The organism is uncultured Succiniclasticum sp., from assembly GCF_902793885.1.
In the GTDB taxonomy this organism is placed as follows: domain Bacteria; phylum Bacillota; class Negativicutes; order Acidaminococcales; family Acidaminococcaceae; genus Succiniclasticum.
Genome location: NZ_CADBFF010000013.1, coordinates 1 through 21,866, shown reverse-complemented (window position 1 = coordinate 21,866; position 21,866 = coordinate 1). Strand labels below are relative to the sequence as shown.

Here is a 21,866-nt window from a genome sequence, read left to right as displayed (position 1 = left end):
GAGTTGATACCATTTGAAAAAATTCACTTTACTACTCTTACTCGTTGTATGCTTTACCCTGGCTCTCACCGGCTGCGGCGGCGGTGATAAGAAGACCGATGCGCCCAAGGACGGCGGCAAGAAAGAACAGCAGGTGCTGAACATCTACAGCTGGGCGGATTATTTTGATCCCCAGGTACTGGCCGCTTTTGAAAAAGCCAATAACTGCCGCGTTAATTACGACGTGTATTCCAATAACGAAGAACTGCTGGCCAAGATGCAGGCCGGCGGCGCTCAGTTCGACATCATCCAGCCTTCCGATTACATGGTCACCACCATGATCCATCTGGACATGCTGGAGAAGCTGGACCACAGCAAACTGCCCAATGTGCAGGCCAACCTGATTGAAAGCCTGAAACACCCGGCCTATGACCCGAAGCAGGAATATGCCATTCCCTATGTTTGGGGCATCACCGGCATCGCCTACAACAAAAAATATGTGAAAGACCCCATCACCAGCTGGGCTGATCTGTGGAAACCCGAATACAAGGGCCACATCATCCTGCTGAACGACAACCGGGAAGTATTCAGCCTGGCCCTGAAGAAACTGGGCAAATCCAACAACAGCACGGATGCGAAAGAAGTGGAAGCGGCTTTCAACGACCTGAAAAAGCTGAACACCAACGTACTGGCGTATGATACGGAAAACAACAAGCAGAAGATGATTGCCGAGGAAGCCTGGATCGCCCAGATGTGGAGTGGCGATGCTTCTTTCTGCAACTTTGACAATCCTGATATCCAGTTCTGCGTACCCAAGGAAGGTACCCTGATCTGGGCCGACAACATGGCCATCCCCAAAGGGGCCAAGAACAAGGAACTGGCCATGAAGTTCCTGAATTACATCTATGATCCCCAGGTAAGCGCACAGAACTTCAACTACATCCGGGTGCCTAACGCTAATGGCAAGGCAATCCCGCTGCAGAAGAAAGAAGTGGTGGAAAGCCCGATCCTGAAAGCAGCCAACAGCCAGGCTGACAAGGGCGAATGGCTCCATGATATCGGGAACGCGATCACCATGTATGATAAGTTCTGGACGGAATTGAAGACTGGAAAGTAAGTTTTACAATAAAAGCTCTGGCGGAAGCCGGAGCTTTTTTATATGCATATGTATTTTATATGTTCCGGAATCTAACTTCTTAATAAATAGAAATAGCGCCAGACTTACCCATCATTAAGGATAGTTCTGGCGCATATTTGTTTGAGGTAAGGAAGACAGGCTTATTTCCCCGTCTTCAGTTCCGTCCAGCAACGGTCATACAGCTCAATGGCGTCGCCAACGTCATCCGTCCATTCGGAGTTACCGATGTAGTCACGAGCCGTCTGCAGGATCGGATCGTTTTTGAACTCTTCCGTGTGGTACGGAGCCGCTGCAAGGTTGGGGTCGTTGTAGCCGATATACTCGTAATTCTTGGCACTGACTTTTGGCTCATACAGGTAATTGATGAACTGCTGGGCCAGTTCTTTGTTTTTGGCGCCTTTGGGAATGGCGAAACAGTCGGCCCAGATGCCGGTGCCTTCCTTAGGAACGACAAATCCGATATTGGAATTTTCCTTATTGCTGAAGTAAGCGTCGCCGCTCCACATAGTGCCGATCCAGGCTTCTTCCGCAATAAATTTCTGCTTGATGGTATCCGTGTCGTAAGCCAGAATGTTGGGAGCCAGCGCCTTCAGGTCTTTCATGCAGACCGCCAGATGATTCTTGTCAACACTGTTTAACGGATACCCGTTCATCTTCATGGCAAAGCTGATGACTTCCCGTACGTCGTTCAGCAGAACCACGCGGCCCTTGTAAGCCGGGTTCCACAGGTCTCTCCAGGACGTGGGAGGCGTTTTCACAAACTTTTTATTATAAGCAATGCCGGTGATGCCCCAGGAATACACTACAGAATGGTTTCCGGTGGGGTCGTATGCCGGCGCCTGCAAATCTTTGATCAAATGCTTGGTATTAGGCATCTTGCTCAGGTCCATTTCTTCCAGCAGCTTGAGCTTCAGCATGGTAGTGACCATATAATCACTGGGCTGGATCACGTCGTAACGTGCGCCGCCGGCCTGAATCTTGGCCAGGAGTTCTTCATTGTTGGCGAATACGTCATAATTAATCTTGCAGTTATATTTCTTTTCGAAATCTGCAAGAACCTCGGGGTCAAAATTGTCAGCCCAGCTAAACAGATTCAGAATCTGTTTCCCGTCTGCGGTCTTTGCGGGTTCCGCCTTCTTCTGGGGCTCCGCAGGCTTTTCCGTCTTCTTTTCCGGACCGCCGCAGGCAGTCAGCACAAGTATTAACGAACAGAACAACAGAACAAGAATTTTTTTCATTTTATAAAAACTCCTCCTTTTCTCCATACTGGCAGCCGGACCAGCACCACCAGTAAGCCAGTGTAAAAACCTTACGTAAGATATTATAACATAAAAGTCGTATCTTTGCATAGATTTTCTTGTAGGGGGAGAATCGTTATATTCACTCTTCTTCATCCGGATCGCTTACATATAAGTCCGGAGACACTGCTGTGCCCAACAGGTCCTGCTGACGCTGGAGGGCCATATCGCTGCCGGTTTTCAGGGCACGGAAGATGCCGGACACCATCATGATCCCCAGGGCGATGGCGCAGGAGTCCACGGCAGCTCCCAACAACACTTCGCTGCCGTAGCTTACATAGTCCTGCAAGATATAATTCATGCCTTTGTACATGCCCAGCCCGGGCACCAGCGGGATGATGGCCGGAATCTCAAAGACCGTTACGGGTTCCTTCCAGATGCGGGCAAAAATTTCACTGAACAGGGCGATCAGCACCGTAGCCAGAAAGTTGGCGGAGAAAGAATGTACGGAAAAGAGTTCTTTCATGCCGATAAAGGCCAGCCAGCCCAGGCCGCCGATGAGCCCGCTGCGCCACAAAATCCGCTTCGGTCCCTGGAACAGGACCCCGAAGGCCACCGTAGCAAAAAACGCAAAGACAAAAGCCTGCAGATAGTGCATCATCATGGCAAGCCTCCCCAGGTCCAGGCCTTCAGCGCAAATACCAGTCCAATGGCTATGGAGAGGGCAAAGAGAGCGGCTTCCGCGATGCGGCTGTTACCGCTTAACAGGTCACCCGCCATATAATCCCGCACCCCATTGGTAAAAGCCAGCCCCGGCAGAAAGGGCATCAGGGCGCCGACAATGATGTTTTCCATGGTACAGTAGGGACTCAGACAACAGGTCTGGGCTACGATGCCGATGGCAAAACCTGCCAGAAAGTTTTCCCAGAAAGGCGTGGGATGAAAGTTGTTCACCATCTTCAGCAGGGTCATGGCGATGAAGCCGGTCAGAAACGCTGCCACAAAATTATAGATGCTGGCGGAACCCAGCAGCATGGCAAAGCAGGCGCTGCCCAGCCCGGAAGCCACGCAAACCACCCTGTTTCCGTAGGGATGCGACTTGGACAACCTGTCCTGAAGCCAGCGTTTGGCTTCCACATACCCCATCTTCCAACAGCGGAAATTATAGGAAAGCTGATTCACATCCATAATCAGCCCCAGATCCGTAGAACGCCAGCGCACGCGAAAGACACGGCTTTTGCCCCGGGGGCTTTCGTCGCCTAAAATGATTATGGTAGGCGTGCAGAACACATTCAGGTCGTAGTATCCGTAGCTGCGGCAGAAGCGCATCATGGTATCTTCCACCCGGCTGGTTTCGGCGCCGCTTTTCAGCAGTATCTTGCCCATGTCCATGGCCAGGTCCATCACCTGATTTTTGGTCATGGGCGGCAGGTCCGGGAGGGGAGCGGACTGGGTGACTTTATTCAGTTCTGTACCGCTTTCAGTTTTTTGATCTGACATAAAATTAAAACTCCTGTACTTCATTTGGCCTGCGGGTATCTTTTTCATAGCGCTCCGCTAACGCTTCGGAGTCGCGACGGAGGGCATCCCGCCTCCCACTTCCTCACTGCGCACGCTCACTCTGTTCGCGTTGCTCGGTATCGTCAAACTGGGAACCCTTCCGGGATGCCCTCGTCGTTCAACGTAATGAAGAGTTCCTCGCGCCCTGCGGGGCACGCTCCGCTTATTCAAAAGCTCCCCGCAGGCCTTGAAAAACATTTACTTTCCAAACAGCTCCGCAATCGCCGCCTTAAACCGGTTCGCCCCACCCATGGAAGGATGCGGCACGCAGCAGCAGGGCACGCCGAACTTCTGCAAGGTGCCGGCGGATTTCTGCCCGATGGCTACCACCTGCGCGTTGGGCAAAAGTTCCAGCAACTGTTTGGCATACACGATTCCTACATTTAATTCGTTGCCGTCCGGAGTGCGATTGGTTAACAGCCCCTCTTCTTTATGAGGGTGAAAGGGAAAAATATTCCACAGCACGGCATCAAAAGTTCCCAGATGATGACGGTGCAGACTGCCCCACATGACGGTAGCCGTGGGTTCATTGAATCCCAATGTTTTCTGTGTTCCCTTCAGCAAAGGGGAATCCGGATTGCTGGTGCGCTGATAGTTCCACTCACCCAGCACTTCTTCAGGCCGCACTTCCGGGTGATGCCCCAGCAGGATGCGCTCGCTGGTCATCGCCATGCCGGAAAAACGCCCTCCCTGATAGCCCAAACCTTCCGCAACAAACAGGTAATGCGCGTTTAGCCGCAGTTCCAGATAACGCTGCAAATTAAGATAACGGATCTCCGGTGCCGACGGCCCGATATCCAGCCCCGGTTCGTATTCCCGCCAGGGGTTGAATACCCGGGGGGCACGGTAGGTATGTAAATGTTTCATGAATGTAACTGTGTCCATAGTAATCCTTCCCTTGCTCGTGTAACCATATGTGCCGGCACACTTCTTTTATCAAATTATACATAATTCCTATGAAAAAGCAAGAAGAATTATCTGCCACAGTAAAGTCACATTTACCTGCTATAATAAATAAAATTAAAGTCAAAACTATCTCTTACGTTTGAAGGAGGCTGCCATGAAAAAAACGCTTGCTGCTGCGGCAGCACTGATGATAATTTGCAGTTCCGGATCTGTTTTTGCAGCTTTGCCGCCCGGTGTGTTTACCAGCCAGCGTCCGCCGGCTCATATTGCCTCTTCCCATCGGGTACATGTAAATCCGTCTCACCGGATGCACACGCCTACCGGAAACCGGGTGCGGATGACGCCAACCCACGGACAGAACGGCCCTGTAGGCGGGCGCATGGCCTCTATCCACCACGGGCACCATCATGGCGGACCACGTTATGACCGCGTCTATGTACGTCCGTCCCTGCCGCCCCACCGCTATCACCGGCCGGTACCTCCGCCACGCTGGCGGTATGCCGGTTATTACAGAGGCCGCTACTGGCGGCCGTACGGAGGTTATATCGTTGCGTACCCCGTAGGCTATTACTACGGATATCCCTATTACGGAAGATGGGGCTATTATGCGCGTCCGGGCATACGAATCAGCGTAAGACTTTAACTATAGTTGATAGTATCCTTTTACTACATTCCCAGTTTTGCCACAGGCGCAGACGGTTGAAAATTATATCCTTCAGGCAGCTTGGCGGCCTTATCGCTGACCACAATGCTGCTCAGTAAGTAAATCATCTTTCACCATGCCGCAACACAAAAGAGTAGTCGGGTTTTCCCGACTACTCTTTTATTATTATACAAATAGTCTCATATTATCCGGATAATCTTATCCTTAGCTTTGAATCCGCAAGCGAATAGGTCCATGGCATTTCGGTTACCTGTTCACCTTGTCTTTTGCAGCTACAATGACTCTTATTACGGGTTATAAACTTGTTAGCGAACCGACCCTTCTTTACGCTAAATTATCTGCGTTTTCAGCCGGCGCCGCTAACTGCATTCCTTCCGGACACTTCTCCTTCGCCACGCTCAGCATCAGCTTCAGGCGGTTCAGCTGATTCACTTCAGACGCCCCCGCATCGCAATCCATGGCCACGAGATTGGCATCCTCATACGTGCGCCGGATCTCCCGGAACACCCCTTTGCCCAGAATATGATTGGGCAGACACGCCCAGGGCTGCAGGCATACCACATTCCGCACGCCCTCTTCCATCAGCTTCGTCATCTCGCCCGGCAGCAGCCAGCCCTCCCCGGCCATATTGCCCAGGGACACATGCTGCGCCGCCAGCTCCGCTACTTTGTAAATGGAAACCGGCGCCGTAAAATGCTTCGACTTCGCCAGGGCCTTCCGCATGGGGCTCATAAAGAAATCCGCTACCTTGATGAACATCTGGGCGCCCACCTTGTTCAGCCAGCTGCCGTCCAGAATATCGTGCCGCGTAATGCCGTCAAAGGCCATATATAATAGGAAGTTTGCCAGCTCCGGCATCACCACTTCCGCTCCCTCCCGGGCCAGCACCTCTTCCAGGTGATTGTTGGCCACCGGGTGATACTCTACTAAAATTTCCCCTACCACGCCCACCTTGGGCTTCCACAGATTGGGAATCAGGGGAATGGCGTCAAACTCCTGCACCAGCTCCTGAATGGTCTGCCGGTACTTCAGGAAATTGCCGTGATCCAGCTCCTCTTTCACCTTTGCCATCCACTTGGCAAACAGCTTGTCCGTGGAACCGGGGATCAGCTCGTAAGGCCGCATCCGGTTAGTGACGTTCTGCAGCAGGTCCCCGTACACCACCGCTTTGGCCACATCTTTGAAACCCGAGGCGTTGAGACGGAAGGCATCCTGCTCCAGCCCCCAGCAGGCAAAGGCCGGCACCTGGGGGAAGCCTGCGTTCCGCAGGGCGCGCCGCATCAGGTTCAGATAATTGGTGGCCCGGCAGGCGCCGCAGGTCTGGAACAGCACGATGCTGGTGTTATCCGGGTCATACTTGCCGCTTTTCAGGGCCTGCAGCATCTGGCCGATGACCACAATGGCCGGGTAACACATATCGTTCTGCACATACTGCAGCCCCAGGTTGATAGAATCTTCCTTGGGGGTTTCCGGAATCACCACCTGATACCCGTACCGGTTCAGCACGTGGCTGATGAGGTTGAAGTGGATGGGCGCCATCTGGGGCGCTAAAATCGTATGGGTCCCCTTGCAATCGTGGGTAAAGTGCGGGCGCTCCGGCGTAATGATGGGCTGGTAGCCGGGCACATGCCTCCGGCTGAGCACCGCCAATAAGGAACGCAGCCGGATCCGTGCCGCGCCTAAGTTGCTGACTTCATCCAGCTTGATCATGGTGTACAGGCGCTGGTGGCCTTCCATGATCTCCCGCACCTGGTTGGTAGTGATAGCGTCCAGCCCGCAGCCGAAGGAGCTGAGCTGGATCAGGTTGATTTCCGGGTAGGCCGCCGCAAAGCTGGCTGCATGATACAGCCGGGCGTGATAGCTCCACTGGTTCACAATGCTGAGCTCATCTTTGGGCGTATCCATGTGATACACGGAATCTTCCGACACGATGGCCAGGTTGTAGGACTGGATCATCTCCGGGATACCGTGGTTGATCTCCGGGTCGATGTGGTAAGGCCGGCCTACCAGCAGGATCACAGGGAGGTTTTTCTCTTTGGCCGTCTGCAGGATTTCTTTGCCTTTGTTGCGCACGTCTTCCCGGTACTGCTCCAGTTCTTTGTAGCCTGCGTCCATGGCCGCTTTTAATTCTTTGGAGGTGATGTTGTCTTTCTTAAAGAATTCCACTTCCGTGAGACGCTGCAGCATCTTTTTCGGATTGTTGATGGGCAGGAAAGGTTCAATGAACTCAATGTTCTCGTTCCGCAGCACATCCATGTTGTTGCGGATGTTTTCCGCGTAGGAAGCCACCACCGGGCAGTTGTAGTGGTTGCCGGTGTGGTTCACGTCGTCTTCCATATTGTAGGGCATGCAGGGGTAGAAGATGCGCTTTACGCCTTTTTCCACCAGGTCCATCACGTGGCCGTGCACCAGCTTGGCCGGGTAGCACAGGGAATCCGAGGGAATGGTGGACATGCCTTTGTAGTAGATCATGGGGTTGGACTTGCCGCTGAGCACGATATCGTAGCCCAGTTTGCCGAAGAAGGCTGCCCAGAAGGGGAAGTCTTCGTACATGTTGAGGACACGGGGGATGCCGATGACGCCCCGGGGGGCGTTGGGACGGCGTGTGCCGTTGCCGGCAGCTGTGCGCTTGCTGTTGGAGGCGCCGGTTTGCGCGGCGGCGCAGGAGGCAGCCGGGTCCGTTACGTTTGGATAATTAAACAGGCGCTGGTATTTGTATTCATAGATATTAGGCGCCTTGTTGGTATTCTTCGGTTTGCCTTCGCCCCGTTCGCAGCGGTTGCCGGTAAAGTAACGGCCCCCGTCGGGGAAGGTCTGCATGGTCACCAGGCAGTGGTTGCCGCAGCCGTTGCAGCGGTAGGATTTGGTGGTGACAGTAAAATTGGCCAGCTGTTCCAGGCCGAGAAGGGTGGAATGTTTTTCTGCTTCCGCGGCTTCGCTTTCCGTTTTCTCCAGGGAAAGGATAGCCGCCCCGTAGGCGCCCATAAGACCGGCGATATCCGGACGGATGACATCCTTCCCTAACAGTTTTTCCATGTTCCGGAGCACTGCATTATTATAGAAAGTACCGCCCTGAACCACAATGTGGTCCCCCAGCTCGCTGACGTCTTTCAGCTGCATGACTTTGAAGAGGGCGTTTTTAATGACCGAGAGGCCGATGCCGGCGGAAATATCCGCCAGGGGCGCTCCTTCTTTCTGGGCCTGCTTCACCCGGGAATTCATGAACACGGTACAGCGGGTGCCCAGATCTACGGGGGTTTTGCTGTCCATGGCCTTGTCCGCGAACTCCGCGGCGCTCATGCCCAGGCCCTGGGCAAAGTTTTCAATAAACGAACCGCAGCCCGCCGAGCAGGCTTCGTTCAGGGTAATTTTGCCGATGTTGCCGTTGCTGATCTGGAAGCATTTCATGTCCTGCCCGCCGATGTCCAGCACGCAGGTGACTTCGGGGCAGAACTCATAGGCGGCGCGATAGTGGGCAAAGGTTTCCACTTCCCCTTCGTCCGCGTGAAGGGCTGCCTTGACAATGTTTTCCCCGTAGCCCGTGGTAAGGCAGCCTGCGATCCAGGCTGTTTCGGGCATGGCTTTATACAGGCCTGTCAGCTCTTTGATGACGATCTTCAGAGGTGAGCCCTGGTTGCTGCCGTAATCGGTGTATAAAATTTCTTTTTCACTGCCGATGGCCACGATTTTGGTAGTGGTGGAACCGGCGTCGATGCCTACGTAAACCGGGCCTGCGTAGGTGGCCAGGTCCCCGCGTTTCACTTTGTCTTTGTTGTGACGTTCAATAAAGGCGTCGTATTCTTCGCTGCTGCGGAACAGGGCCAGCCGCTCGTCCCGGGCGATGCCGTGACCGGCTTCCGCTTTGTCCAGGTTGGCGGTGAGGTCTTTGAACTCCAGCTCCTTGGTTTCTTCGGAAAGGGCTGCGCCCACGGCCACGAAGTAGGCTCCGTCTTCCACGTTCACCACGTGTTCCGGATCCATCTTCAGAGTCTCTATAAAACGCTTTTTCAGCTCCGGCAGGAAATAGAGCGGCCCGCCTAAAAAGGCTACGTTGCCGGTGATCTCCCGGCCCTGGGCCAGGTTGCCGATGGTCTGGTTCACCACCGCCTGGAAAATGGATTTGGCGATGTCTTCTTTGGAGGCCCCGTCGTTCATGAGGGCCTGGATGTCCGTTTTGGCAAATACGCCGCAGCGGGAGGCTATGGTGTAGATGCGCCGGGCGTTGGCGGCCAAGTCGTTGAGGCCTTTGGCATCGGTGTTCAGAAGAGCCGCCATGTGGTCGATGAAGGCGCCGGTACCGCCTGCGCAGACGCCGTTCATACGTTCTTCCGGCGCGCTGCCGAAGTACATGATCTTGGCGTCTTCGCCTCCCAGTTCCACCATGGTGTCAGTCTGGGGGATGAGTTTTTTCACCGCCGTGGCCGCCGCGATGACTTCCTGTACGAAGGGCAGCTGCAGCCGCTGGGCGATGCCCATGCCCGCCGAGCCGGTAAGGGCGAAGCGGAAACGGGAGGGCCCCACCACGTCTTGCAGCGCAGTGAGGTTGGTTACTAACGCGGTGGGGATATCAGAGAAGTGGCGGGCATAATGTTTGTAAACAATATGTTCCTCCGCATCTAATACCACAACTTTGATAGTCGTGGAGCCGATATCGATCCCCACTTTGTAGGACGCAGAACCTTCCGCCGGCACAGCGCTGCGTTTCCGCCCGGCTGCGTCGGTAGTGATCTGCGATTTGAAATTGTTCGTCATTGAAGCACCTCGATATAATATATGTAAAAGGAAAGGCTGATGGCGTTTTACCTGCAGCGTACATGGCATAATCTGCAGTGGGTTATCACACTACAGCCGATGCAACGCTGACGGAAATGCATCAGAGTTTCCGCAGACGGACAACTCACGGACTCATGATTTCCGCGTTGTCCAATTCCGAAACCCTGCCTGAAGTCACCTGATGAAAGTTTCTTCCGCAAGCTTCAGAATGCTGTAAGTTGTGTGCGAAATGGTTCGCACAGACAGTTTGCACAGGCGGTTTGCACTGACTGTATGCAAAGAACTGTGCATAAGGAAACGCCGTACATATACGTTTCCCGGAGAGCAGCCTAATGAGAGCGTTTCTCCTTTTCGGTGAACAGAGTCAGCGAATGGAACCAACACCTATTCAACTTTATATTATATACTATTTTCTCAAAAAAGCCATACTCTTTTCCTATTAATTAAGAAATTTTTTCCGGGATTATGGGAATGTGCATGGATGGTTATAAAAAACGCAGAAAAAAACATGGTGTTATGCGAGGATTAAAATACAAGGAATAAATTTTAAAAAAAATTAGCACTCAACTCTTGACAGTGCTAACAAAACGTGGTATAGTATGTGTAGAAACAAGGAAAGGACTATTGAGGACGAGGTCGCAAGGCTTCTTCCCATGATTTTTAACCTGAAACGATTGGCCGCGAGGCCTTTTATTTAAGGGTTAAAAGTCAAAAAGTCAGTAGTTGGATCTGTTGTTTCCAAACGTTATCAAAAATTTAAATTATGATATCGCGGTTGCGGCGCGAAGCCACAGCCGCAGCGAATGGAGGAATGAGTTATGATGTTACCGAGCATTTTTGGCGAAAATTTATTTGATGAGTGGATGAATGACAGTGGTCTGATGAACCCCAATTTCTTTGGCAAGGGTCATTCCCCGTTGTATGGCAAGCATGCGTCCAACATTATGAAGACGGATATCCGGGAAAACAAGGACAGCTATGATGTGATCGTGGATCTGCCGGGCTTCAAGAAGGAAGGGATCCAGGTACAGCTGGAAGATGGGTATATGACCATCACCGCCGCCAAGTCCCTGGACAAGGATGAAAAGGATGAGGAAGGCAAGTACATCCGTCAGGAACGGTACAGCGGCGCCTGCTCTCGCAGCTTCTATGTAGGGCCGGCCGTTACGGTGGAGGACATCAAGGCGAAGTTTGAGGACGGCACCCTGCGGCTGAACATCCCCAAGAAGGATCCGAAGGCTGTGGAGGGCAAGAAGTACATTGCGATTGAGGGGTAAAAGTATGTAGAGCTAAGAAAACCCCGTTCCGTCATGGAGCGGGGTTTTTCGTATTTTATGATGCAGCAGCCGGGGTGGTGACAGAAGGTAAATATTAAACTCTTTGCTATGGGGGAGCTTTTTGTTTGACAAACACTCTTGCGGATGCTAAAATACAAATAGAAGAGGTGCCACCGATGAACGGTTGGCCCAGGTTAACTACTTAAAAGTAGCCGTATCCTTAGCGCGGGCGGCTACTTTTTTGTTGCTTTTATCAGTTCTACAATCAGGGGCACAATAATCATTAAGACTATCAGCATGATTTGCATTTCTTCAAAAGAACTCATAAGTTGTCCCCCCTTTCTGCAAAAATCTTTTTAGGATTCTGCGTAATCGGAGGGTACAGACCCTCCGAAGAAGGCCAACCGTCCACCGTTTATGGTGACACCCTGAAATATATTGTACGCTTGTTCGCAATAAAATGCAAGTGTTTTGTTAAAATATTATTTCGGCTGCCTGCCTAAAAGCGCTAAACCTACAGGCCGGCTTTTTTTTGCAAGTTTGTGAATTACCACACCTGCTAACAACGAAGTCACTAATACTAATACGTAAAACACTACTACCGGTACCTGCGCAATGGAAAAGCCCAACAGCTGGAACCACTGCAGCCAATAGTATAGGAACAAGGGATGGATCAGGTAAATAATCATAGAGTATTCGGAGAGCACATCCAAAAACGAACGTCTGCTCTCTGATTTTTTTTCTGCCAAATCGGCCCCTTCTTCATCTACACGATTTTCCAGCTTCTCCAGCGCAGCGCTGAAGAATAGCAACCAGCACACGGTATAGAGCAGACCTTCCGGGGTGAGCTGGGTCATATATTTGGCAGGGATATCTTCCAACGGGATGCCTGCCAGCACGTACTGTTTAAATTTCCAAACCAGCACAGCACAGGAAAGCAGAAAAACGCCCAGGCTGGAGGTAAAATGACATTGCAGCCAGCTGCGAATCTTTTTTTCATGAATAGCGCAGACGCCGCCCAACACGAAAATGAAACCGTAAAACAGGGGCAGATAGTTCATGCGTTCGTTCAAAAGACGAATGATCATGGCGTGACCCTGGGTCCAGGGCGGATAATTCCAATAGGTGGCGCTCCATTGGTACAGCAAAATCTGCAGAGCTGCCAAAACAGAAAGTGAAGCACCGATACCTGCAGCGGATTTTTCACTGATCCACCTGACCAGCCGGCGCCAGAACGGCATGGAAAAATAAAAATACAGCAAGATCACCATAAAGTAAATATGGTAACAGCCTTCGCCCAGCAAAAACTTCACGATGAGTACGGAAACGGAAAAGCTCCGGTCCGGGCGATACATGTCTTCCCACTGCCACATGGCAATGTAAAAGAACGACCAGACGAAGTAAGGCAGGCCTACCGTGATCAGATGTTTCTTTATAAAATTGAAATAATGAAATGGCCTGTGCAGCGCATCATTACAGAACAGCCCATACCCCGAAATGAAAAAGAAGCTGGGGACGGCAAAGCGTGTGAAGACCTGAAACAGGAGAAACAGGTCAAGGCGCGGCGTGGAGGAGGCAAACACAAAAGGCCCGATGTGGATGCCGAGTACTCCCAGCATGGCCAGTGCCCGCAGGCGGTCTACCACGATGTTACGGTTTGACATAGAAAACCTCGGAAATATTTTTGTTAACATCATATCATTGCTGTTGGAAGTAATCAAGACACAAAAAAAGTAGCCGCCCCGTGGCAAAGGTAGCGGCTGCTTTTAAGTAGTTTACTAGAGCCAACCGTTCATCGGTGGCGCCTCTTCTGTTTGTATTTTAGCATCCGCAAGAGTGTTTGTCAAATAATATAGTTAGCGCCCCCATAGCAAAGAGTTTAAAATTTGCCTTCTGTCAGCAGCCGGGGCGGGGACGACTGAATAAGCGCAGCGTGCACCCGCAGGGCGCGAGGCAAATTGAAAAGTAAAAACCTTTCTAACAGTCAGACTTAGCTAACGAAAACCGCAGTCAACGACATCAGCGCAGGCGCCTCGCGTTAGCGGAGCGCTATGAAAGCGTCCCCACCCCGGCGAATCACCAAAATAAACAAAAAAACCCCGCTCCATAACGGAACGGGGTTTTGCACTTCCAAAACCTTACGCTTCTTTAGCTTCCAGGGGCTCAACGCTGATAATGCGTTCGGTACGGCCATGACGACCAAAACGAACCACACCTGCAATCTTGGCATAGATGGTGTAATCACGGCCCATGCCAACATTCTTGCCCACATGGAAACGGGTACCATGCTGGCGCACGATGATGCTGCCGGCGGTTACAACCTTACCGTCGTGTGCTTTGGTTCCCAGACGCTGGGAGTTGGAGTCACGACCGTTGTGGGAAGAACCGGTACCTTTTTTATGTGCATGTAACTGCAGAATAAGTTTAAACATTCATTTCACCTCCATGTTCGCGAATTCGAACATCTTGCGGACACTGCTCAGCCAGCTGATACAGTACGATTTCCATACTGCCCAGCAGAGACTGGCTTTTTATGTCAGGCGTCCGTTGCAGCGTTACCTGCAACACGCCTTTTTTCTGATCCACCTGATAGTCCACGGGATACTTCAGTTGCTGTTCCAAACCTACAAGAGCCATCTGCGTCGCCGCGGAGACCCAGGCGCATAGGATGCTTTCTCCGGCCGGGGCGTCACCCGCGTGGCCCTGAGACCGGAAACCTGTGATTTCTCCTTTATGGTTCCTGTATAAATCGATGGTAATCATACATTAAGCCTGAATGCCGCTGATTTTTACAGCAGTGAACGGCTGACGATGACCAGCGCGTTTGCGATAGTTAACTTTGGCTCTGTATTTGAAGACCAAAATCTTTTCGCCTTTGCCCTGCTCTTCTACGGTAGCGGTAACTTTAGCGCCGTCGATGAACGGTTTGCCTACGGTTACTTCGCCATCGTTTACGATAGCCAGAACTTCATCAAATACGACTTCAGCACCTTTTTCCGCGTCCAGCTTTTCTACGTTCAGAACGTCGCCTTCTGCTACTTTGTACTGTTTGCCGCCGGTTTTGATAATTGCGTACATGCATTGCACCTCCCTCTTCATGGACTCGCCAATTACGGTACGTCACACATTTTTCTGCGATACTGCGTGTCTGCTGCGCTGCGTTTGGCTGCGCGGCTGTGCGTTTCGCATCGCGCCGTGACGGTTTACGGGACCTTCTTGCGCGGTTGGGGCCGGACAGAATCGTCCAGACTGAGATATAATATCATAAAGCAACGGGGATGTCAACAACTTTATGTTCCGGCTGAAATCATCTGAATACGCGGAGCGCTATAAAGATACTCCCGGCCGGTTAATTAAATATAGTAATTTCCCTGAACCTCTGCTATAATGGTACATAACAATATAAATTGAACCAACCCAACGCGCAGGAGGCTCTCATGAAAAATATAGAACCAAAGATCAAAAAGCTGACAACAGATATATTGAAGGACTACGGTCAGGGGCGTACCATCGATAAGATGAATGCTTTCACCAGCCCCGACATGGACGTGGTGGTTGATATTCTGGACAAGTTGCAGAAGATTTTGTTTCCCGGATACTACCGCAATAAGAATTATCATTTTTATACGGCAGAGAATAATTTGCAGACCCTCATCGAGGATGTGCTGTTCAATCTGACCAAGCAGATTTCCATGTACCTGCGTTACCTGCCGGAATTCAGCGGCGCCGATTACCACACCAGCATGGAGCGGGCCCAGGAAATCGCCATGGAGTTTCTGTCCCGCATACCCAAAATCCGGGACCTGGTGGAAACTTCTGTGCAGGCGGAGTTCGACGGGGACCCGGCTGCTTTCAATAAAGACGAAATTATTTTCTGCTACCCGGGCATGTACGCCATTATGGTATTCCGGCTGGCGCACGAGTTCTACGATTTAGGGGTGCCCATGCTGCCCCGCATCATGTCGGAATATGCCCACAGCAAGACTGGCATCGACATCCATCCAGGCGCCACGATTGGCCGGTACTTCTTTATTGACCACGGCACAGGCATCGTTGTGGGCGAGACCACCATCATCGGCGACAACGTGAAGATTTACCAGGGCGTTACCATCGGCGCGCTGTCAACCCGTGGCGGGCAGAACCTGCGCAGCAAAAAGCGCCACCCCACCATCGAGGACAACGTTACGATTTACTCCGGTGCTTCCATTCTGGGCGGTGAGACCGTGATTGGTCACGACTCTGTCATCGGCGGCAACACTTTTATTACCATGTCCGTGCCTCCCGGATCCAACGTGAGCATCAAGAGCCAGGAGCTGCACATCAGCAGCAAGGGCAGACCCGACGCGGAAGCCAAGGATCTGGATCAGAGCACAACCTGGTTTTACACGATTTAGTTTGTAAAATGCGATGTAAATATAAAAAAGCAGGCCATCAGCCTGCTTTTTTTATGTTAATTATATGGCGGAGCAGTGCTTTATCGTGTTCTAACCTATTATATAGTATAAGTCACGGACGGTTGTTTGTGAAATTTTATTTTGCTGCCTAACTTGCTGGTAACTTGCCAACCTCGCATGAACCTCGCAACAATTGCGAAGTTTGCAAGGTTTTCTAACTTGCCTGTAACTTGCCAATACAGCACATGTTGTTTATCTTTAAAATTCCAAAAAAAATAAAGGTATGCTTCGGCATACCTTTAAAGAATAAGGGCATCTTGTTAGACGCTCTTTCCCCTTTTTTAATTGGTGAACGGGGTAGGAGTTGCACCTACGGTGTATCTTACGTGGCGGATTTACAGTCCGCTGCCTTCGCTACTCGGCACACCCGCCCAAAAATGGAGCCGGATATAGGACTTTAACCCATGACCCGCTGCTTACAAGGCAGCCGCTCTTGCCTACTGAGCTAATCCGGCATGTGGCTGCGGTAATAGGACTCGAACCTATAACGGACGCCTTAACAGGGCGCTGCTCTACCATTGAACTATACCGCAGTTTGGCGGAGCAGGAAGGATTTGAACCCTCGCGGCCTTGCGGCCCTCTCTGTTTTCAAGACAGATCTCTTCAGCCAGCTTGAGTACTGCTCCGTATTGGCGGAGACGGCAGAACTCGAATCTGCACACGTTTTCACGCTACTGGCGGTTTAGCAAACCACTGCCTTACCAGTTAGGCTTACGTCTCCGTTTGGTGCTCCCGGATGGACTTGAACCACCATCAGGCGATTATAAGTCGCCCGTTCTGACCCTTGAACTAAAGGAGCATTGGCATATCGGGTAGGATTTGAACCCACATCTTACAGTTTTGGAGACTGTTGTTTTTCCAGTTAAACTACCGACATGTTGGCTTCCGGCGCTGGACTCGAACCAACAATAACGGTGCCAAAGACCGTTGTGTTACCGATTACACCAGCCGGAAATGAAAAGCCGCCCAGGGGCAAAGGAATTCTAACCGTTCCCGGCTACTCCCATTCGGGAACCCAGCCTTATCCTTCACGGCGGCTTTTGTAAGCCTGCGCAATGCGCAGGGTAGTAACGGCATAGCACCCGAACAAAGGCCCATGCCGCAGAGGGACAGACAGCGCCTTATCTGTGTTCATTCCCTCCACTGATTTCATTATACATAATGTGTGCGCTTTGGCAAAATTCCGATGTGAAATAATGTATCGCTATTTAACCGCAAGGGCGATTACCAGGCAGGCAGCCACGGCCTCCCACGTGTTCCGCTGCGCCTTAATTCGCAGGCGTTCCCGCTTGGCCTCTGTTGCGTACTCTGCCAACAATTTGTTGGCATTCGTCAATGATTCGCCCTGCGTCTGTGACAGCAGAAGCAGCTTCTCCAGCTGTCTTTTTAATTTTGTCACTTCTTGCTTCAATGCTGTCGCTTCGTCCGACTGCACTTTCAAGTCCATCTGTAATCTGCTGTTGATGCTCTTTAGCTGTGCTAAGTTCGTTTCCAACTGCACTAATTCCGGTTCCGTGATTTGATACATCGCTACCGTCTGTTTTTCCGGCATTGCGGATTCCGCAGAAGTAACCGGCGCAAAAACCAACCAAAAAGACAGCAATGCCGATAGCAACAACAATAAAATCTTTTTTTCTTTCACGCCAAAATCCTCGAATAGCATCATACATATCAATCTCCTTTTACGCCCCATTCCCGCTGATAAAAAGCCGCCTTTCCACGCCATAAGTCGCCGCCCTGTCTCATGGGGCGTCCAGCTGCACACAGATCCGGAAGATACCACAAGTCCCAGCGCGTCTCCGGATCACCGCTGTACGGCCCGTAGTTGTCCTCTATCGCAGCTTCACAATGCGTCATGAAGTTGGCGCGGTTGATTTCTAAATTAAGCGCATTAGATAAAACCGCTGTTGCCTGCGCCAATGCTTCTATCTGTAATAATGTCGGTGGATATTCACCCAAATCAGCGTCTCTTCCTTCATTCGCAATGGCTCCGTACCCGCACATCATTGCAATGCCGACGGCCTTCCAATTCCGTTTATAAGTGTGCGCCTTGTACTCTTCCATATCATCGGTGGTCACATAAATTTTCCCGTCATGGTCCACAAGAATATGGTAGTCGTCAAACGCCTGTGAGTATAAGCCAGCCGTCCAGTGTGAATAAACGTGACTGATTTCGCCACGTGCGCTTTGGGCAATATCCCGTAATTCTGATAAATCTACTCTCCTGCAATACCGTAATGGGATATAAGCCATTTTACTTTATACCTTCCTTTCTTTTTTGTATCAGGCTCTTAATGTCACGCACGGAAGATACGCCGCACTCTCCCAGGTTCTCCAAAATAGAGAGAATTTCCGTGCATACCAAAATCCCGCAAAAGATTATCAGCACAAACGGCGGTAAGTGCGATATCCGTAAAATTTGGTCGCCACACGTTGCAACTACCAACAAAATAAAATAAGTGATGACTTTGCTCCAAAATCCATCACGCAGGGCAGAACTGTCAATGTACCGCCATTTGTGCGCCTGCCACGTCCACTTGATATAGTTCAGCAGATTCCCACGCCGCTTGACGATTTCCGGCCCATACGTGTTACGCCATAGCAGTGCTGACATAGCCATGCAGCGTGTGAGTATGTCCATAACAATGAGGATGATGAACATGGAGAATATCGTCCCGAGATCCATCAGTGTTGCGCCGATGGCAGAAAACGTCAGCTTCTCAAATCCTTTGTTTGCTATCTCTAATGCCGTTTCTGACCACTTAACTTTAGAAAATATCTCTTTTAAAACATCCATAATGCCGCCCCCGCTACAAAGGTTCCCAACACCAGAAAGCCGGATGCGAAGTGAAGCTGTTTGTTCTGAGCCATAACAACTTCCCCCTTTCTTAAATGAAAAGCACCTGTCCGGAAAAAGACAGGTGCTTTATATTGTCTCGTATTATTAGCCGCCAGTACTGCTACTGTTGGAACCGCCACTTCCTCCTGCTTCGGTTGCTTCTGCTTCGGTTGCCGCTGCTAACAGCGCGGTTGCCGCAGTTACGCAGTCGCTATACATCTGCTGTTCTACCTCGGTTCTCGGTGCCGGAAGCAAGGTTGTATCTGTTTCCTTATTAGCCAGGAAATAGGTATACGCTTCGCGGGGCTTCAGATGCACTTTGTAAAAATCACTCTTGGTCATTGCCATAATTCTTCCACCTTTCTTAAAAATTTGTATAGAAAAACCCGGCAGCACGATTACTGCCGGGTGTTCTACCTTTTACTTCAAATATAGTATTTTAATATCTTCGCAAATTCCTGCTGGATGATAAACGGCTTGTCGCCGTGCGCTATCTGCCGGATAATTTCGTCGGCCTTTGTAATAACAGCCTGTTTTTTACCCGGCGGCAGCTTTGCAACAATCTCATTTACTACCTTGGAGTACTGCAGGGTGAGCCATTTTATCTCTTCTCTCACTGCCCTATCATAATAGTAGGCAAAACGGTGGAGTACGTCCATTTCCAAATCCGGCATGTCCGGTACTTTAATTTCCACCGCATTCGCTGTCAAATGTACCCCCCCCGTAGACAAAAGTTCTTTTGGTGTTTCCACAAAGGACGCATACAGCGTGACGACTGCGTAACCAGTCGCCAGCCGCAGAATCCTTATGTCGTTCTTCGGTCTGTTGAATACGGGGGTTCGCATTTTACCACTCCAAAGCAGGTAGCATACTTAATAACGCTTCGTCTGTTGGGATTGCGGCCAATCCAGCTTTGACAGAATCCTCAATGTTATAGCAGCGCCGCCAGCAGGAATCACGCCACGCAAGGCAGGCTTGCCCTTCTGCCCGGAAAGTTGTGTCCGTGCTGTTGGCATAGGAACAGGCCGAAGCGATATTGTCATATCCTCTTGTCTGCGCCGTCTTATCCATGAAGTCCTGCACAAGTTTTGTGAAGTGTTCCTCTAATCCGCTTTCCCTGAAAAAGATTTCCATAGCGTTATTCGCTACTTCCTGTAACGTCTGCCGGGTGCGGAAATAAACTTCCTGCGCCGTCCAGCGCGTCCCTTCTTCGTCCGTTACCTGCTGGACTTGGGCGCGGATCCACACATCCGCTTGCCCGTCCGGCAGCGGCATGTATTTCACCGGCTGGGGTTCGTGGTCGTATGTTACTACCATATAAAGCCTCCCTGTCATATCGACTAATCACGCCTGCTGCATAATCGCAAGCGGTCAGAATATCTATTTTTTCATCACTGTCTTTCCTCTCTCTCACATACCTGATATTGGCGTGTTTGAAATTTCCTTTGTAAGAAGTTAGCCGCCTGGCCTGTTCCAGTGTCAGTTTGCGTAAGCGGTGATAGCGCAGCACCATGCGTCTGCCACGAATGAACACTCTTGCCCGTATGGTCATTTTCCCGTTCCGGTGTACGACGTACCCCATCATATCAATAGGATGCGTTTCCAGTTCGTGAATCTGCCATGAAACTTTGATAACCAGTCCAAAAGTGTCTTTGGCATACTTCGTGATTTTCCGCATGGCCGTTTTCAGGTTCTTCCGGTTGCTGCCGATCAGTTCCAAATCGTCCATAAAGAAAATCGCATGGTTTACCATTTTAATACGCTTGCCGCGCCGTTCCGTGGCAAGGCTCATAGCGTAGCGGTACACAAAGGATAACATGTACTGCATGCCCCACTGGCTTACGTTGCTACCTATCATAAATCCCTGATAGCCGTCCACCCGGTGAGATTTCAGCAGTTCTTCCCATAGCCACAGCAAATCTTCATTGCCGCAGTCACGCCGGAAAAACTTCATAAATATTTCATACCGGGCTGACGGAAAGCATTTTGTAATGTCGCCTTTGACGTGGTATTTGCAGACCGGCGTGTAAGCAAGGCCGTGCGCCTGTGCGTAACGCATGGCGCGGTTGTCATCCTGTACCCACTTCCGTATGATTTTCGCACCGTGCAACGGCCCTCTGCCCTTTATGCTGGACACCTGATGCCATACGATACGCCGTTTCCATATATCCGTCACGGCATACGTCGCAATGGAATCGAAAACCTGCTGCATGGCACTTTCGCATCCTATCAGCCGTTCCTTGCCGGTCGAAGCGTCCATCTTCTTCCGGTTCCGTATCGGCGGCAGCGCAAGGTTGCGTTCTGCAATGCGCTGTACAGCGTCTTTTGCAATACGCTTAATGGCCGGTGCAAGTATTGTCAGGTCGCTGTTTTCGCAGGCGCGGGCATAGTCAATCCGGGATATGCCGTTTTTGGCCAACATACCCCGGAAATCGAACCGTTTGTAGTGACGTTTGATACAGTCCCACACCCACGGTAACACAGTTTTGTAATCACGCAGATTAATGTCCTTACAACTTCTGCGCATGAGAATACCTTCTTTGCCAGTACCGGGCGTTCGTTTCCTACCAGCCCGGCGGTGTAGCTGTCAATTTTCGCCGCAGCGCGGATTATTTAGTGCAAGTATTAAAAAGGTTTTTGACAGAATATGAGAAGGACGCGACACGATGTTCCAGTTCGCATTCGTCACGCCGTTGTTGAGGTTCGCGTAGGACAGGCCGTAATTCGTCGTCCCGTTGTTCAAGTTACCGAAGCATAAGACAGGAACAGAGCGCTCGCTATACACCAAATAACCCCTATACTCGAGGGAGGGGGACACCCCCTCTGGGCGGGCTATGCAGCCGCTGCCCATTCACCCCCGCGATTCCCGTTTGGAGAAGGACGCGACACGATGTTCCAGTACGCATTCGTCACGCCGTAGTAGAGGTGCGCGCAGGACAGGCCGTAATTCGCCGCCCCGTAGTTCAAGGAACCGAAGCACAAGACAGGAACAAAGCGCTCGCTATACACCAAATAACCCCTATACTCGAGGGAGGGGG

20 protein-coding genes and 8 tRNA genes are annotated in these 21,866 nt (G+C 51.1%); 4 read left to right on the top strand and 24 right to left on the bottom strand.

Annotated features, from left to right (window positions below; translation table 11 throughout):
- Window positions 1-13 precede the first annotated feature (13 nt).
- The gene (locus QZV31_RS07745; RefSeq protein WP_295359476.1) at window positions 14-1,096 is read left to right on the top strand and encodes a spermidine/putrescine ABC transporter substrate-binding protein; all 1,083 of its coding nucleotides are present in this window, start codon (window positions 14-16) and stop codon (window positions 1,094-1,096) included.
- 161 nt (window positions 1,097-1,257) lie between these two features.
- Here the strand turns inward: QZV31_RS07745 and QZV31_RS07740 are convergent, their stop codons facing one another.
- From QZV31_RS07740 to QZV31_RS07725, 4 genes are all read right to left on the bottom strand, one after another.
- Entirely contained in the window at window positions 1,258-2,355 is a 1,098-nt protein-coding gene (locus QZV31_RS07740; protein ID WP_295359475.1) for a spermidine/putrescine ABC transporter substrate-binding protein, read from the bottom strand.
- Between the two features lie 142 nt (window positions 2,356-2,497).
- The gene (locus tag QZV31_RS07735) at window positions 2,498-3,019 is read right to left on the bottom strand and encodes a threonine/serine exporter family protein (protein WP_295359474.1); all 522 of its coding nucleotides are present in this window, start codon (window positions 3,017-3,019) and stop codon (window positions 2,498-2,500) included.
- Window positions 3,016-3,855 carry a threonine/serine exporter family protein gene (locus QZV31_RS07730; RefSeq protein WP_295359473.1) on the bottom strand — a complete coding sequence of 280 codons (840 nt, stop codon included), beginning with the start codon at window positions 3,853-3,855 and terminating at the stop codon, window positions 3,016-3,018. The genes QZV31_RS07735 and QZV31_RS07730 overlap by 4 nt, the downstream gene beginning before the upstream one ends.
- 258 nt (window positions 3,856-4,113) lie before the next feature.
- Window positions 4,114-4,800, bottom strand: coding sequence for a uracil-DNA glycosylase (locus QZV31_RS07725; protein ID WP_295359472.1), 687 nt, complete (start codon window positions 4,798-4,800; stop codon window positions 4,114-4,116).
- A 175-nt stretch (window positions 4,801-4,975) separates the two neighbouring features.
- Between QZV31_RS07725 and QZV31_RS07720 the strand changes: the two genes are divergently transcribed.
- Window positions 4,976-5,464 carry a hypothetical protein gene (locus QZV31_RS07720; protein ID WP_295359471.1) on the top strand — a complete coding sequence of 163 codons (489 nt, stop codon included), beginning with the start codon at window positions 4,976-4,978 and terminating at the stop codon, window positions 5,462-5,464.
- A 345-nt stretch (window positions 5,465-5,809) separates the two neighbouring features.
- Here QZV31_RS07720 and QZV31_RS07715 read toward each other — a convergent pair whose 3' ends face one another.
- Entirely contained in the window at window positions 5,810-10,237 is a 4,428-nt protein-coding gene (locus QZV31_RS07715; RefSeq protein ID WP_295359470.1) for an acyl-CoA dehydratase activase-related protein, read from the bottom strand.
- 839 nt (window positions 10,238-11,076) lie between these two features.
- Between QZV31_RS07715 and QZV31_RS07710 the strand changes: the two genes are divergently transcribed.
- Complete coding sequence (locus QZV31_RS07710; protein WP_295359469.1) at window positions 11,077-11,535, top strand: Hsp20/alpha crystallin family protein; 459 nt, start codon at window positions 11,077-11,079, stop codon at window positions 11,533-11,535.
- Window positions 11,536-12,017: 482 nt separating this feature from the next.
- On the opposite strand, the gene QZV31_RS07705 is transcribed toward QZV31_RS07710, so the two are convergent.
- The 4 genes from QZV31_RS07705 to rplU all read right to left on the bottom strand — a co-directional run bounded on the left by QZV31_RS07705 (window position 12,018) and on the right by rplU (window position 14,613).
- Window positions 12,018-13,199, bottom strand: coding sequence for an acyltransferase (locus QZV31_RS07705; RefSeq protein WP_295359468.1), 1,182 nt, complete (start codon window positions 13,197-13,199; stop codon window positions 12,018-12,020).
- Window positions 13,200-13,673: 474 nt separating this feature from the next.
- On the bottom strand, window positions 13,674-13,967 hold the full coding sequence (rpmA, locus tag QZV31_RS07700; protein WP_093729088.1) for a 50S ribosomal protein L27: 294 nt from the start codon (window positions 13,965-13,967) through the stop codon (window positions 13,674-13,676).
- Window positions 13,960-14,298, bottom strand: coding sequence for a ribosomal-processing cysteine protease Prp (locus QZV31_RS07695; RefSeq protein WP_093729087.1), 339 nt, complete (start codon window positions 14,296-14,298; stop codon window positions 13,960-13,962). The genes rpmA and QZV31_RS07695 overlap by 8 nt, the downstream gene beginning before the upstream one ends.
- A 3-nt stretch (window positions 14,299-14,301) precedes the next feature.
- A complete protein-coding gene (rplU, locus tag QZV31_RS07690) occupies window positions 14,302-14,613 on the bottom strand; it encodes a 50S ribosomal protein L21 (RefSeq protein WP_093729086.1) in 312 nt (103 codons plus the stop codon).
- A 359-nt stretch (window positions 14,614-14,972) separates the two neighbouring features.
- On the opposite strand from rplU, the gene epsC reads away from it, so the two are divergent.
- Window positions 14,973-15,929, top strand: coding sequence for a serine O-acetyltransferase EpsC (gene epsC, locus QZV31_RS07685; protein WP_093729085.1), 957 nt, complete (start codon window positions 14,973-14,975; stop codon window positions 15,927-15,929).
- A gap of 346 nt (window positions 15,930-16,275) precedes the next feature.
- Here the strand turns inward: epsC and QZV31_RS07680 are convergent.
- The 15 genes from QZV31_RS07680 to QZV31_RS07610 form a co-directional block, all read right to left on the bottom strand.
- Window positions 16,276-16,362 (bottom strand) — tRNA-Tyr (locus tag QZV31_RS07680).
- A gap of 5 nt (window positions 16,363-16,367) precedes the next feature.
- A tRNA-Thr gene (locus tag QZV31_RS07675) sits at window positions 16,368-16,444 on the bottom strand.
- Window positions 16,445-16,447: 3 nt separating this feature from the next.
- Window positions 16,448-16,522 (bottom strand) — tRNA-Asn (locus QZV31_RS07670).
- A gap of 3 nt (window positions 16,523-16,525) precedes the next feature.
- Window positions 16,526-16,615 (bottom strand) — tRNA-Ser (locus tag QZV31_RS07665).
- Window positions 16,616-16,619: 4 nt separating this feature from the next.
- A tRNA-Ser gene (locus QZV31_RS07660) sits at window positions 16,620-16,710 on the bottom strand.
- 3 nt (window positions 16,711-16,713) lie between these two features.
- Window positions 16,714-16,788 (bottom strand) — tRNA-Ile (locus tag QZV31_RS07655).
- A 2-nt stretch (window positions 16,789-16,790) separates the two neighbouring features.
- Window positions 16,791-16,866: transfer RNA gene (locus tag QZV31_RS07650), tRNA-Trp, on the bottom strand.
- A gap of 2 nt (window positions 16,867-16,868) precedes the next feature.
- A tRNA-Gln gene (locus QZV31_RS07645) sits at window positions 16,869-16,943 on the bottom strand.
- A gap of 250 nt (window positions 16,944-17,193) precedes the next feature.
- Entirely contained in the window at window positions 17,194-17,655 is a 462-nt protein-coding gene (locus tag QZV31_RS07640) for a hypothetical protein (protein ID WP_295359467.1), read from the bottom strand.
- 5 nt (window positions 17,656-17,660) lie between these two features.
- Window positions 17,661-18,242: an N-acetylmuramoyl-L-alanine amidase gene (locus tag QZV31_RS07635; protein WP_295359466.1), complete on the bottom strand. Its 582-nt coding sequence runs from the start codon at window positions 18,240-18,242 to the stop codon at window positions 17,661-17,663.
- A gap of 1 nt (window position 18,243) precedes the next feature.
- Window positions 18,244-18,786, bottom strand: coding sequence for a phage holin family protein (locus tag QZV31_RS07630; RefSeq protein WP_295359465.1), 543 nt, complete (start codon window positions 18,784-18,786; stop codon window positions 18,244-18,246).
- Window positions 18,787-18,933: 147 nt separating this feature from the next.
- A complete protein-coding gene (locus QZV31_RS07625) occupies window positions 18,934-19,176 on the bottom strand; it encodes a hypothetical protein (RefSeq protein WP_295359464.1) in 243 nt (80 codons plus the stop codon).
- Window positions 19,177-19,253: 77 nt separating this feature from the next.
- Complete coding sequence (locus tag QZV31_RS07620) at window positions 19,254-19,673, bottom strand: hypothetical protein (protein ID WP_295359463.1); 420 nt, start codon at window positions 19,671-19,673, stop codon at window positions 19,254-19,256.
- Between the two features lies 1 nt (window position 19,674).
- Window positions 19,675-19,962, bottom strand: coding sequence for a hypothetical protein (locus tag QZV31_RS07615; protein WP_295359462.1), 288 nt, complete (start codon window positions 19,960-19,962; stop codon window positions 19,675-19,677).
- Between the two features lie 4 nt (window positions 19,963-19,966).
- Window positions 19,967-21,355 (bottom strand): hypothetical protein, encoded by a 1,389-nt coding sequence (locus tag QZV31_RS07610; RefSeq protein WP_295359461.1) that lies wholly within the window; start codon window positions 21,353-21,355, stop codon window positions 19,967-19,969.
- Window positions 21,356-21,866: the final 511 nt, after the last annotated feature.

Coding starts and splice junctions, on each gene's coding strand:
- QZV31_RS07620 (WP_295359463.1), bottom strand. CDS start 19,673: ATGCGAACCCCCGTATTCAACAGACCGAAGAACGACATAAGGATTCTG.
- QZV31_RS07640 (WP_295359467.1), bottom strand. CDS start 17,655: ATGATGCTATTCGAGGATTTTGGCGTGAAAGAAAAAAAGATTTTATTG.
- QZV31_RS07635 (WP_295359466.1), bottom strand. CDS start 18,242: ATGGCTTATATCCCATTACGGTATTGCAGGAGAGTAGATTTATCAGAA.
- QZV31_RS07740 (WP_295359475.1), bottom strand. CDS start 2,355: ATGAAAAAAATTCTTGTTCTGTTGTTCTGTTCGTTAATACTTGTGCTG.
- QZV31_RS07715 (WP_295359470.1), bottom strand. CDS start 10,237: ATGACGAACAATTTCAAATCGCAGATCACTACCGACGCAGCCGGGCGG.
- QZV31_RS07625 (WP_295359464.1), bottom strand. CDS start 19,176: ATGGCAATGACCAAGAGTGATTTTTACAAAGTGCATCTGAAGCCCCGC.
- QZV31_RS07705 (WP_295359468.1), bottom strand. CDS start 13,199: ATGTCAAACCGTAACATCGTGGTAGACCGCCTGCGGGCACTGGCCATG.
- rpmA (WP_093729088.1), bottom strand. CDS start 13,967: ATGTTTAAACTTATTCTGCAGTTACATGCACATAAAAAAGGTACCGGT.
- QZV31_RS07730 (WP_295359473.1), bottom strand. CDS start 3,855: ATGTCAGATCAAAAAACTGAAAGCGGTACAGAACTGAATAAAGTCACC.
- QZV31_RS07695 (WP_093729087.1), bottom strand. CDS start 14,298: ATGATTACCATCGATTTATACAGGAACCATAAAGGAGAAATCACAGGT.
- QZV31_RS07615 (WP_295359462.1), bottom strand. CDS start 19,962: ATGGAAATCTTTTTCAGGGAAAGCGGATTAGAGGAACACTTCACAAAA.
- QZV31_RS07735 (WP_295359474.1), bottom strand. CDS start 3,019: ATGATGATGCACTATCTGCAGGCTTTTGTCTTTGCGTTTTTTGCTACG.
- QZV31_RS07720 (WP_295359471.1), top strand. CDS start 4,976: ATGAAAAAAACGCTTGCTGCTGCGGCAGCACTGATGATAATTTGCAGT.
- QZV31_RS07630 (WP_295359465.1), bottom strand. CDS start 18,786: ATGGATGTTTTAAAAGAGATATTTTCTAAAGTTAAGTGGTCAGAAACG.
- QZV31_RS07710 (WP_295359469.1), top strand. CDS start 11,077: ATGATGTTACCGAGCATTTTTGGCGAAAATTTATTTGATGAGTGGATG.
- QZV31_RS07725 (WP_295359472.1), bottom strand. CDS start 4,800: ATGGACACAGTTACATTCATGAAACATTTACATACCTACCGTGCCCCC.
- QZV31_RS07610 (WP_295359461.1), bottom strand. CDS start 21,355: ATGCGCAGAAGTTGTAAGGACATTAATCTGCGTGATTACAAAACTGTG.
- rplU (WP_093729086.1), bottom strand. CDS start 14,613: ATGTACGCAATTATCAAAACCGGCGGCAAACAGTACAAAGTAGCAGAA.
- epsC (WP_093729085.1), top strand. CDS start 14,973: ATGAAAAATATAGAACCAAAGATCAAAAAGCTGACAACAGATATATTG.